Origin of the sequence: Fibrobacter sp. UWB12, from assembly GCF_900142485.1 — a bacterium.
In the GTDB taxonomy this organism is placed as follows: domain Bacteria; phylum Fibrobacterota; class Fibrobacteria; order Fibrobacterales; family Fibrobacteraceae; genus Fibrobacter.
Genome location: NZ_FRAZ01000009.1, coordinates 61,274 through 74,652 on the forward strand (window position 1 = coordinate 61,274; position 13,379 = coordinate 74,652).

8 protein-coding genes are annotated in these 13,379 nt (G+C 40.9%); all 8 read left to right on the forward strand.

The annotated features are described in order from the left end of the window. The first annotated feature begins 25 nt into the window (after positions 1-25). The 8 genes from BUA34_RS13425 (at position 26) to BUA34_RS13465 (ending at position 13,285) form a co-directional block, all read left to right on the forward strand. Positions 26-1,924, forward strand: coding sequence for a hypothetical protein (locus BUA34_RS13425; protein WP_072830448.1), 1,899 nt, complete (start codon positions 26-28; stop codon positions 1,922-1,924). A gap of 71 nt (positions 1,925-1,995) precedes the next feature. Further along, the gene (locus tag BUA34_RS13430) at positions 1,996-3,456 is read left to right on the forward strand and encodes a radical SAM/SPASM domain-containing protein (protein ID WP_072830450.1); all 1,461 of its coding nucleotides are present in this window, start codon (positions 1,996-1,998) and stop codon (positions 3,454-3,456) included. A gap of 234 nt (positions 3,457-3,690) precedes the next feature. Beyond that, on the forward strand, positions 3,691-6,033 hold the full coding sequence (locus BUA34_RS16110) for a DUF4419 domain-containing protein (protein ID WP_254794483.1): 2,343 nt from the start codon (positions 3,691-3,693) through the stop codon (positions 6,031-6,033). A gap of 83 nt (positions 6,034-6,116) precedes the next feature. Continuing rightward, positions 6,117-6,725, forward strand: coding sequence for an alpha/beta hydrolase (locus BUA34_RS13445; RefSeq protein ID WP_072830452.1), 609 nt, complete (start codon positions 6,117-6,119; stop codon positions 6,723-6,725). After that, positions 6,707-7,198: a hypothetical protein gene (locus tag BUA34_RS13450; protein WP_072830454.1), complete on the forward strand. Its 492-nt coding sequence runs from the start codon at positions 6,707-6,709 to the stop codon at positions 7,196-7,198. Before BUA34_RS13445 ends, BUA34_RS13450 begins: the two co-directional genes overlap by 19 nt. A 119-nt stretch (positions 7,199-7,317) precedes the next feature. Beyond that, on the forward strand, positions 7,318-9,738 hold the full coding sequence (locus tag BUA34_RS13455) for a DUF4419 domain-containing protein (protein ID WP_072830456.1): 2,421 nt from the start codon (positions 7,318-7,320) through the stop codon (positions 9,736-9,738). Then, a complete protein-coding gene (locus BUA34_RS13460) occupies positions 9,707-12,016 on the forward strand; it encodes a DUF4419 domain-containing protein (protein WP_083579798.1) in 2,310 nt (769 codons plus the stop codon). The genes BUA34_RS13455 and BUA34_RS13460 overlap by 32 nt, the downstream gene beginning before the upstream one ends. A 117-nt stretch (positions 12,017-12,133) precedes the next feature. Beyond that, on the forward strand, positions 12,134-13,285 hold the full coding sequence (locus BUA34_RS13465) for a hypothetical protein (RefSeq protein ID WP_254794484.1): 1,152 nt from the start codon (positions 12,134-12,136) through the stop codon (positions 13,283-13,285). The last annotated feature ends 94 nt before the right edge of the window (positions 13,286-13,379 follow it).

Consider the following 13,379-nt stretch of genomic DNA (forward strand, 5'->3'; position numbering starts at 1 on the left):
ATAATTCACCAAAAAGAGGTATTTTATGGCAAATGAAATGGTTGTATTGCAGGGTCAATCTTTCTCGATTGAACTGCAATCAATGCTTGGTTCTACAAATTATGGTTGGGCACTGACCAAACTTCCGCAGGGAATTGCTCTGCTGAGTACAGAAACAGCTCCGATGGCAGCAACGATTGCTCCTGTTGTCCAAAGATTTTGGTTTGGTGCTGTTTCCGCAACGGAAGACAAGGCTGAACTTGAATTCACATTGGTTAACTTGTCTGATATGTCCGCCGCGAAAAAGACGCATACAGTGCTTCTGAATGTGATCCCAAGCGATTCCGAAGAATTTGCAAAGTTTAGCGAAAATAGTGATGCTACAATCAGAGCTGTTGCTGGCCCTGCTATGCCCTATGGCCTTGTTCTTGGTTCGGCAGAAGCCGCATTGAAGTACGGTTATCCATGCAACGTTCAAGATGTTGCTTTGAAGTACGGTTATCCCTGTGGCGCAAATGAAGCTGCCTTGAAGTATGGTTATCCATGCAGCGTTCAAGATGCTGCCTTGAAGTATGGCTATCCGTGCGGAGCTCAAGACGCAGCCTCTAACAGAGAAGCTGCTATGATCTACGGTTTCAAGAGCAGTGCAAATGAAGCTGCTTTGAAGTACGGTTATCCCTGTGGCGCAAATGAAGCTGCCTTGAAGTATGGTTATCCATGCAGCGTTCAAGATGCTGCCTTGAAGTATGGCTATCCGTGCGGAGCTCAAGACGCAGCCTCTAACAGAGAAGCTGCTATGATCTACGGTTTCAAGAGCAGTGCAAATGAAGCTGCTTTGAAGTACGGTTATCCCTGTGGCGCAAATGAAGCTGCCTTGAAGTATGGTTATCCATGCAGCGTTCAAGATGCTGCCTTGAAGTATGGCTATCCGTGCGGAGCTCAAGACGCAGCCTCTAACAGAGAAGCTGCTATGATTTATGGCTTTAAGAGCAGTGCAAATGAAGCCGCCTTGAAGTATGGTTATCCATGCAGCGTTCAAGATGCTGCCTTGAAGTACGGCTATCCCTGTGGCGCAAGTGATGTTGCTTTGAAGTACGGTTATCCCTGTGGCGCAAGTGATGTTGCATTGAAGTATGGTTATCCATGCAGCGTTCAAGATGCCGCTTTGAAGTATGGCTATCCGTGCGGAGCTCAGGATGCAGCCTCTAACAGAGAAGCTGCTATGATTTATGGCTTTAAGAGCAGTGCAAATGAAGCTGCCTTGAAGTATGGTTATCCCTGCGGTGTTCAAGATGCTGCTTTGAAGTACGGTTACCCCTGTGGTGCAAATGAAGCTGCTTTGAAGTACGGTTATCCCTGCGGTGTTCAGGATGCTGCTTTGAAATATGGCTATCCGTGCGGAGCTCAGGATGCAGCCTCTAACAGAGAAGCTGCTATGATTTATGGCTTTAAGAGCAGTGCAAATGAAGCTGCCTTGAAGTATGGTTATCCCTGCGGTGTTCAAGATGCTGCTTTGAAGTACGGTTACCCCTGTGGTGCAAATGAAGCTGCTTTGAAGTACGGTTATCCCTGCGGTGTTCAGGATGCTGCTTTGAAATATGGCTATCCGTGCGGAGCTCAGGATGCAGCCTCTAACAGAGAAGCTGCTATGATTTATGGCTTTAAGAGCAGTGCAAATGAAGCTGCCTTGAAGTATGGTTATCCCTGCGGCATTCAAGATGCTGCTTTGAAGTACGGTTATCCCTGCGGTGTTCAAGATGCTGCTTTGAAATATGGCTATCCGTGCGGAGCTCAGGATGCTGCTCTGAAGTATGGCTATCCGTGCGGCACCAATGAAGCAGCCTTGAAGTACGGCTATCCTTGCGGCGTTCAAGATGCAGCAACGAAAAAAGATGCTGCAATAATCTACGGCTTCAAGTGCGATTCGCAGAAGACTGACTGTTAAATAAATCAGAATACATGATCAAAACAGCCTGCTGGCAAAGAATGCTGGCCGGCTGTTTGGAGGTTTTTTAAATGGCAAATATTGGGTATCAACCCGTCACTGCAGTCTGGGAAGTAACGATGGGCTGTAACTTTCGCTGTGGGCATTGTGGTTCATCTTGTGAAGGCGCTCTCCCTGGACAATTGAGCACCGAGGAAGCTCTTGATTTGTGTGATCAAATTGCTGATATTGGACTGAAATGGATTACCTTGTCTGGAGGCGAACCTCTTACGAGACAAGATACACCTGAGCTGGTGAAGCGACTTTCAGGCAATGGCGTTATCGTGAATATGATCACGAATGGTTGGCTCCTTGACGCGAAGATGGCGAAAAAGTTAAAAGAAAATGGCATTGCCACGGTTGCGATAAGCATTGACGGAACGCCCGAAATCCATGACAAAATCAGGAAAAAAGGTGCCTTTGAACATGCAAGGCAGGCCTTTGCCGCAATGAAGGAATTGGGGATAAAGACCGGTGCTGTTACGACCATTACGAAGCAGAACATGGATATTCTCCCGGAATTGAAGGAAGAACTTATTCGCATGGGCGTTAACACATGGCAGGTTCAACTTGGCTTGCCCATGGGTAATTTGAAGGAACGCCCTGATTGGCTCCTTGAACCGAGACAGGTCAAAGACGTCATTGATTTTTGCTACAATACTGCAAAAGAAGGTAGAATAGATATTTATCCAGCAGATTGTATTGGATATTATTCGATGAAGGATCTTGAAACAAGGCGTTTGTCCTACAAGTCGAATGGTTATTCCTTGTGGGATGGCTGCAATGCAGGAATTCGCGGTTTCGGGATTTTGCATAATGGTGATATCTTGGGTTGCACCTCGATTCGTTCCAAGGAATTCATCGAGGGAAATATCCGCGAAAGAAAGCTGCGTGAAATTTGGGAAGATAAAAATGCATTTTTATGGCGTCGCCAGATGACAAAGGACAAACTCTCTGGTTCTTGCAAAAAATGTATTTATGGTTCCAAGTGCCTTGGCGGCTGCCCGAATACGCGTCTCACGATGAAGGGTAGCATTTATGAGGAAAATGAATATTGCGCATACAACCTTTCTCTAAAGGAAAAGGAAACAAAGTATGGCAAGTGCGACAGTGCTGCTGCTTTGCTCAAATTGGCAGAAGCGTTGATTCCGCAGGGCAACTACCAAGAAGCCTCCTTTGCTTTGAAGCGTGCGCAAGAACTGGAACCCAATAACGCCGATGTTTACAGGGCGATGGGTTACAGCGAATTCATGTGCGGTAACTATGAATCGTGCCTTGAAGCAAACGAGAAGGCTTTGAATATCAATAGCATGGATACTTATGCTATGGGTGGTCGAGCTCTTGCTTTGTATCGACTCGGACAGGCAGAAGAAGGCTTGCGCGTTATGCAAGAGGCCGTTTCGTTGTCCGGAGGTCAGGATCCGAATCTTATCCAAGATCTCAGATATATGACATCCGACATGGCTGCAAAAGCTGCATACGCAAGCAAGTAAATAGCTTTGTTGTTGAAAAGCTTGTTGCTCTCATGAAAAATCCGTCTCCTGCTTTACCGCAGGGGCGGTTTTTTGATTGCTCAATAGATGGAAATTGTTCAGTCTTTTATTATTCGGGATGTTCGGTAGATTGGTAAAATGACAGTGTTCCAGGTGAAGATTGATCGATAAACATAATTGAAAGAATGTATCAGTTCTTGACTCTACAAAGTGCAATATTGCTATATTGCCTGTATGAAATCGCTCTATAAATTTTTTCTACTTGCTTTTATCATCTCTGTTCTGCATCCTTGTGAAGCGAAGGATTCGGAACCTGTTCTCGAATCCTCTTCAAAAGCAACTCGAAGCTTTGAAGGCTTTGTGCGCGATACGAGTGCGTATGTCATGGTTGTGGATACGAGCGTTCACGATAGTGTCTTTAAAGAAACGCTCGTCCCCGTTGAAAAAGGCGGCTTTGAAGAGTTTTTTTTCAGCTATTCGTATAATAATGAGACGAATAGAAATAAAATTTTCTATGCCTATTCAGATTCTATAAGCCCATTTGTTCAAGACTATTCCAAAAGTTCTTCGTTCTTTGACGTTCTTACGCTCGCGTATGCTAACCATTATCCAATGGAAATAAGCCCTGATGACATTTGGCTTATGATATTAGATGGCTTCCGTCTCCATGTGAATAATAATCGAAAAAAATTAAAAAAGTTTTTTGTTGCCCCTGGAGCTGATACTGTAATCAAAGTTGTTGATAATTCATTGGGTTATGAATCTACGCATAATGAATGGTTTTGGACTATTGCGAATTTATTTGATTCGTTACAGTCTAAATTGCCTCAAAAAACAGGGGGCCCGCTAAAAACGAAGTTCTCGACAACAAGCCCTATAGATAACAATATTTCACGGTCTATGGTAATGGCTGTGGCTTCGGAATACTATTCTTATAGTGTTTTCACAAGTTGCGGAATCCCCAAAATTAAGGTTAACGGAACTAAAGAGGATTGGATATTGCTTAAAAATTCCTTTAACAAGTTGGCCTTGCAATTGAATATGAAGTGGTGGGCGAATGGGCTTAATTCAGTTCTTGATGAATTTATCAATATTTTTGATGGCAAAATAAATTTAGAACATTGGAAAAATATTTACAAGTATTATAAGCCAAACGGTTGCGGCAGTCCTCACTTTGACGGCTGGATTTCTAGGTTTATCCCTTATACGAAAAAAATGTTCCGCGATGAAGAACGCTATGTAAAACGTACGGATTGGAATGAATGGGTTAGTTTTTATGATGTTCCGCAAGGAATCACGTTTATTGATATAACATGGATCTGCTACGGTAGAACGATACCTTTAAAACTTTATACAGGTTTTATAGGAATTCAAGTTGATACCACGACAAAAATGTTGAAAGCGGCTAGAGGATATGCTCTTATGGCCTATGGGTTGCTGGGCTTGAAAAACGTTACTAAAGGAGCTGAATACATTCCAGGAAAACCTCTCCGTTTGCTCGAAACTTTGTCGTTTACGGATTCTATGAATGTTTATGGGGAAAAAGGCTTGCTTTATTCAACCCATGACCTTAAAGAAATAGAACTTTTTGCGGAAGAATCCTATTTGGATGAAGAATATTTTGATAAAGATTTTCATTATGATAGATTGAATTTGAAAGATGATAAACCGAATTTATTGATTAATTTATATCGAAATGGTGAATTGCTAGACCATGTCTTTTATTATGCTCGCACTAAAATGGAAAGTGATGGTGCAATTCTTTCTCTAAGAGGAATTGGACTGTGGGAAAAGAATGCTGCTATTAAAAAGTTTTTTAAACAACGTAAAATTCCTATAAACGGAATAGTCGATGAGTTTTCGAACGAAAAGAATCTTCCCAAATTTAATCTTGAAATCTATGTCGATACTGTTATTTTGAAAGATGGAAAAAAAGATGATGGAAAAATGGATGACCTTAGAATAGGGATAATGGGGGCTTTGAGAGAATCTTGTGGCTGGCGACTTGAACGGGCTATATATCGCCATCATAAGTATGATTTTAATGATTCTATTGTGGCTACGATTTCGTATAAGGATGAAGGACGTGTTGATTCTGTTTTGATGGACTTGAAACCTAAAATCGGTTCTTTTCAGGAAGAAATTCGTTCTATCTTGAAGTATGCGTGGATGCCTCCAAAAGTTAATTGCGATCATGGTCGTAAAATTGCGCAAGAAATTGTTGGCAAAATAAAAGTTCGTATAACCTTATCAAGAGATTATCGAATGGTGTGCAAACAGAATGGGTTTGTTGCAAAAGATTCCGTTTGGGTCTTTGGTGCTTGGACTATAGGAAAGAATTACGCTCTTTGCAACGCTATTGATTTTTCGAAAGACCTTGCAACCGGTGAAATATATCGTTATCAATGTGAAAAGTTCGATGACAAGTATGTTAATTTGAAATCAGCCCCAAATGTTAGGGGTGATATAAAAGTTCGTTATGATAAAAATGAATACGGAGATCGTGAGAGGACGTTCAAAAAACTGAGTGACCTGTTTGTCTCTATTAAAATTCCGCCCTGCTTTGCGGAAGAATAAAAGCGTAATTGCTGATGTTTAATCGCTGTTGCCATGCCTGCATAAATATTGTTATATTGCATGTTGCAAAAAGTGAAAGTACAATGAAAACTCTCGTTATTTATGTTCATGGAAAAGGCGGTAACGCCGACGAGGCCAATCATTACAAGCCCCTTTTCCCGGATTTTGATGTCATCGGTTTTGATTACAAGTCGGAATCCCCGTGGGACGCCAAACAGGAATTTTCGGCTTTTTTTGATTCGGTTACTGCAGACTACGACGATGTCGTGCTTGTCGCGAATAGCATTGGCGCGTTCTTCTCGATGAACGCATTGGCTGAAAAACGTATCAAGCAGGCGCTTTTCATTTCTCCGATGGTGAACTTGGAAAAGCTCATTTGCAATATGATGCAATGGGCTAACGTCTCCGAAGATGAACTTCGCGAAAAAGGTGAAATCGCGACGAATTTTGGCGAGACGCTTTCTTGGAAATACCTTTGCTACGTGCGAGAAAATCCCATCGAATGGAATATCCCGACGCATATTTTGTATGGCTCCAATGACAATTTGACCGATCTTGAAACGATGCAAGGTTTTGCTCAAAAAGTGGGCGCATCGCTCACGATTATGCAAGGTGGCGAACATTGGTTCCATACCGACGAACAGATGGATTTTTTAGACAGGTGGATTGAAAAATGTCAGAACAAACATTAACTCGCGAAAACTTAATTGAATTTTTCGGTGAACAAGAATTTGAAAAACTTTGCCGCCATGAGGCTGGCCACGCTCTAATCGCATTCCTGTTCAAACGCCAGATTGATTACGTCAGAATCAACAATTCCAAGGAAAAACCGAGCGTCACGCGCATGCCCGGCAGTTCCCTCGATGGTGCCGCCCACATCGCCATTGCTGGCCACATGTCGGACTTTTTGATCCGAAAAAATTTTGCCTGCGACCTCGATACCGTCATGAAGGAACTCCCGATGGAACTTTACAGGAGCGATCCTGATTACCAGAGTTTCCAAGCGGCCTGCTATTATTATCAGCTTGCTGAAACAAATGTTGTTGAACAAGTTTACAACCTCATGATGGCTTGCCAAAAGTCGCTCACTGCAATCGTTGCTGCTCTCAATGAAAAGACTAATTTGAGTGGTGCCGACCTCGCCGCCATCATGAGCGGCAAATAAACCCGTTTCGACCATGTCATCCTGGAGCCGAAGGCGATAGGATCCATTATTTCTTGTATCTACTTTATTTTACTATCCCATATTAAATCTCTGCAAGGCTATGTTTTTATATTGTTGGTATGCATAGCCTTTACAAATTCCTTTTCCTCTTCCTTGCCGCATGTGTTCTCTCTTCTTGCGAACAGAAACGTGATGAGCCGGTGATTGAGATTTCTTCGAAACCGACCGAGAGTTTTGAAGGCTTTGCTCGCGATACAAGTGCTTATGCGCTGGTTATCGATACGACTGTTCGCGATAGCGTATTCAATGGAAAAATCGTCCATGTAAAAAGAGGCGGCTTCGTAGAGTATTTTGCAAACGAAGCGGAGAATTTAGGAACGAACGGGCAAAAAATTTTTTATGCGTATTCCGATTCTGTGAATCCGTTTGTTAAAGGTTATTCTGAAGAACCTTCTTTCATTAATCTTGTCGCCCTTGCATACGCCAAGCATTATGCTATGGAAATAAATCCAGATGATATCTGGCTTATGATTTTGGACGGCTTCCGTCTACATGTCAAGAATAATCGCGATGCACTCAAGGACCGCTTTGTAGCTCCGGGTACTGATACTGTTGTCTCGGTTATGGATAAATCGTTGACTCTAGAATCTACGCACAAGGAATGGTTCTATACGCTCTCGGAACTGTTTGATTCATTGCAGGCGAAGTTGCCTCTAGAAACGGGCGCTCCGTTGCGAACGAAATTTTCGACGACAAGCCCTGTGGATGCAAATATTTCTCGTACGATGACGATGGCGGTTGCATCGGAATATTATTCGTATAGGGTTTCAACGCTTTGTGGAATTCCCAAAATTAAGGTGAATGGCACAAAAGAGGACTGGGCTTTGCTCAAGGATTCCTTTAACAGACTGGCTTCACAGTTGGATATGAAATGGTGGGCTGATGGACTTAATCCTATTTTAGATGAGTTTATCAATATTTATGATGGCAAAATAAATCTAAAACATTGGAAAAATATTTATAAGTATTACGAACCCGAAGGTTGTGGAGCTCCTGATTTTAGTGGTTGGATTTCAAGATTCTTTCCTTATACAAAAGATTTGTATTCTGATACGGAAAAATATATCAAACGCAATGATTGGAATAAAAAATTAGATGGAGAACAAGTTCCTAGGGGAATTACTTTTATAGATATCCGATGGGAATACTTTCAGGAGATAATTCCATTGAAACTTTATACCGGTTTTATAGGCGTGCAGGTGGATACTACGAATAATATGTTGAAGGCTTCTAGAGGTTATGCTCTTGTCTCTTATGGATTGCAAAAGTTAAAAAATGTTGCTCGGAATACAAAGTATATTCCTGGAAAAGCGTATCGCTTGGTGGAATCTTTGGCCTTTTCGGATTCCATGAATGTTTATGGGGAAAAGGGCTTAGTCTATGCAACCAATAACGCTGACGAAATAGAGGAATTTGCTGAATTTTCTTCCTTTGATGAAGAATATCCTGAAGCTGAATTGTGGCGTAGAGAAATGGTCGGGGTTGGTGAACCCAATCTATCTATCAATTTGTACCGAGATGGCAAACTGGTGGACCATTTGCTTTATTATGCGAAACCTCGAAAGGAAACATTCAAAGAACGTGTACTTGTTTTTTTAACTTCGGATTACGATGGTGTTATGCTCTCGTTGCAGGGCGTTGGGCGATGGAAAAAGCCTGCTACAATCAAGAATTTTTTCAAGGAACGCGATATTCCTATAAGTGGAACTGTCCATGAATTTGAAAATGAAAAATCTCTCCCGAAATTGAATGTCGAAATTTTTGTGGATTCGGTTTTCCTTAAGGAAGGGAAATCTCTTAGAGATGGTCTAGAAATGCGTGCTTTCAAAACAGGGATTGTTCGAGCGATGAATAATTCTATGGGTTGGCGACTCAAAAGGTTGTTGTATCGCTATTATAAAGAAGATTTTAATTTATCTGGTCTTGCCGCATTATCGTATAAGGATGATGGTTCGACAGCAAGTACTGCGTTTCGCAAGGGTAAAAATAAGGCTTTTGATAAAGAATTTCATGATATTTTGTATTACGGATGGATGCCGCCTAAAGTTCATACGGATATTGGCAATGAAGAAACCGCTCAAGATATTATCGACTATGTCTTGATTCATCTTACTTTTACAAGGGATTACCGCATGGTCTGTAAGCAGAATGGGCGAGATGCGAAAGATTCAGTCGATATTGTCGGAGCGCCGGATGCAAAGAAAGATCTTTGTAACGAGATTACGTTCTCGAAAGACCTTGCGACTGGCGGTGTTGTCCGCTATGAATGTATAGAGTACAATAAAAAAGTGAAGTACGGGGAACGCTCTGAAGAAATCGAATCGAGACATACAAACGTCCGCATTAACAAGTATGACGCTGTGTATGATGGTCGCCTTTCGATATCGCAAGTCGTAACTCTCAAAATTCCATCTTGCTTTGTGGAAGAAAAACTCAATAAACAAGAGGATGAAAAATACAATGAAGATTTTCGTTTCTAAATACCTTTTCCTCGTCCTTGCCGCATGCGTTCTGTTGTCTTGCGAACAGAAACGTGATAATGTTCCCGAAAATTCGTCGAGACTCGTAAAAGAAAATGCGAGCTTTGTCCGTGATACGAGTGCGTACGTGATGGTTGTAGATACAGCCGTTCACGACAGTGCCATCAATGGCGAATTGATTCCAGTAAATCAAGGTGGTTTTACTGAATATTTTAAAGGCTATTCGCAAGAAGGAACGAATGCGAAAAAGATGTTTTATGCGTATTCGGATTCCACAAGTCCTTTTATTAGGGAATCGTCTTCTATGGAAATGGCCTTTATAAATGTGGTGGAACGTGCGTATGCTGATCATAATTCCATAGAAATAAATCCTGACGATATATGGCTTACAATTTTGGATGGCATTCGACTCCATGTAAAAAGCAACCGTGATTCGTTGAAAGAACGCTTTGTGTCACCGGGGACAGATACTGCCATTGCAATCGTGAATAACTCCCTTTCGTGGGATACTACGTATGAAAAATGGCATGGCGTTATTGCGGATTTGTTTGATTCTCTGCAAATGAAAATGCCTGTAGAAACTGGAGAACCGCTGAATATTAAATTCTCGACGACGAATCCAATTGATTACAACGTATCTCGTTCTATGGTGATGGCGGTAGCGTCGGAATATTACACTTATACCTTGATTGAATCTTGTGGAATTCCGAAAATTAAGGTGAATGGTACGAAATTGGATTGGAGCTTGCTTAAGGATTCTTTTAACAAACTTGCTTCACGATTGGATTTGGAATGGTGGGCGAAAGAGTTGAATCCTGTTCTGGATGAGTTTATCAATATTTTTGATGGAAAAATCAATTTAAGCCATTGGAAAAATATCTATAAGTATGTTGAATCTGATGATTGCGGAACAGATCCGGTTAATGGTTGGATTACCAAATTTTATCCTTATATAGGCCGTGATAACCTAGAACGTCGTACGGATTGGAATGAAGGCGTTGATTATTATGATGTCCCGATGGGGTTGACGGATGTTGACGTTAATTGGATTTATTATGGTAAGAAAATTCCTTTGAAAATTTATACGGGTTTCGTCGGAATTCAGGTCGATACAACGAGAAATATGCTGAAAGCATCTCGTGGATACGCACTCATGTCTTATTGCGGTTGGTGCGATATGAAATCTATTGCAAAGAATATCAAATATATTCCTGGAAAACCGCTGCGATTACACGAGTCTTTGGCAATCTCGGATTCTATTGATGTCTATAATGCGCAGGGATTGGCTTATGCGACAAACAATCCGAAGGAAATTGAAAACTTTGCCGTTGCATCATCGTTCAAAAAAGAAACTGATGAATCATACGATACTTATGAAATTAAAGAAAAAATTGCTGACTCCGAACCGATTTGTGTAATTAACTTATATAAAAGTGGAAAAATTATAGAACATTTGAGCCTGTATAAGCAGCTGAATAAAAAATATGTTGTTCTTTTACAGAATATCGGGGTTCAGAATGATTCTCTGTCTTTGGAAACTTTTCTTAAGGAACGCCATGTTTCCTTGGGGGATGAGTTTAATGAATTTACAAATGATAAGAGTATTCCCAAATTAGATGTAGAGGTCTTTGTTGATTCTTTTGAACATAAAGATGGTAACGTTATTGGTGGAGAATTTTATTACAAGTTTAAAAGACCGGATTTCGATGGGGCTTTCGTTTGGTTGTTGAAAAAGGCCTTTTATAAGCACTATAAAAAAGATTTTAATTTATCGGTTGATGCAAAACTTGTGTATGACGAAAATGGGCAAGTTGTAAATGTTATTATGAATACAAAGCATCCTAAGTACAAAGCTTTTTTAGAAGATGTTAAGGACGCTCTTTATTACGTATGGGATAGTCCCAAAATAGATAATGACGGAGTTGGCGATTTTATTATAAAATCAATGAAATTGCATTTATCCTTTTCAAGAAAATACCGCATGGCCTGTAAGCAGAATGGACAACCCGCGAAAGATTCTGTTGAGTTTGTGGGGTATTCGAATGTGCGAAAGGATCTTTGCAGTGAAATCATTTTTACGAAAGATCTTGCCACAGGTGGTGTGAATCATTATGAATGTAATGAGTTTAATAAGGGATTTCGACGATTAAAAAATAAAATCATTCCTGTTTTTACTAATTATAGTTTTGATCGGTCATACGCAGTGGATTTTCGCAATTTTCCGTTGTCGCAAGTTGTAAAAATCAAAATTCCACCTTGCTTTGTGGAAGAAAAATAAATTATGCATCGCTTTTACAAATTCTTTTTCCTCGTCCTCGCTGCATGCGTTCTGCTCTCTTGCGAACAGAAACGCGATGAAGTTTCTTTGGATTTTATTCCTGGAAAACCGCGACCTATGCAAGAATCTTTAGCGCTTGCAGATTCTATGGTCGTATATAATGCACAGGGCTTGGCCTACACAACGAATAGCTTGAAGGAAATCAAAAAATTTGCCAAGGCCGCGGTGCTTGATGAAGAATATGTTGAATATGATAGAAGTCTCAGATATGTTTCTGAAGATGAAGCGAATTTATCTGTTAGCTTATTTCAAAAAGGGAAACTGATTGATTATTTGTTCTACTATGAAAATCCTTATTCTGGGGATACTGTGTTTGATGGCGTTGTATATTCGTTACAAGGTAGCGGCAGAATGAAAAAAATGGATCCTATTTATGCGTTTTTCAAGGAACGAAAAATTTCTACAGAGGGTGAAACGGCGGAATTCAATACCCGCCCGAATCTACCCGTGTTGAATGTGGATATATACGTTGATACATTCGAACTTAAAGAAGAGAAATTTCTTGGTGATACGATGCCGCCAAGGGAATTTGAAACGGGCCTTATTCAAAGTGTAAAGAAACCTTGTGGCTGGCGGCTTGAACGAGCTCTCAAACGATATTATAAAGAGGGCTTTAATCTTTCTGTTGATGCTACGATTACATTTGGCGATAGCGGTCGCGTTACGAATGTTTCGATGGATACGGAACATCCTGAGTATAAAGATTTCTTGGAAGAAGTCAAGTCTATTTTGTATTATGCCTGGATGCCGCCAACGGTGCAAACTCGTCTTATGGATCCGCTTCCTTGTATGTATTTCTCTGATAATTTGCCTCCGGAATTACAATCACGGAATATTTGGAGTTATGTCGCTGCACAAGAAATTGTCAAGTCAGAAAAGGTCCATCTTTCGTTTTCTAGAGAATATTTCCGAATGGAATGTAAGGGAGAGGGAAGTGAAAAAGATTCTGTTGAGATTGCCGGTTATTCTGGCATTATCAAAGAACATTGTGATGAAATCCGATTTACGAAGGACTTGGCTACGGGTGGAATTAATTATTTGGAATGTGTAAAAGGGGTGGCTAAAAGAGATCCGCTGTTCCCTAAAATGCCTGTTAAACCAGCGCAATCATTTGAGCTGTTTGATCGATATCATGCTATGTACGTCAAAGAAGACCTTTCTTTAAATCAAGTCGTAACCCTCAAAATCCCGGCCTGCTTTGAGCCTTAGCTAACACCTCATTTGACAAATCGTCAATGCTTTTCTGCTTACATTTTGCGATTTAGCCCATCATTGATATATATTTAAATTCGGTGTTATGGTC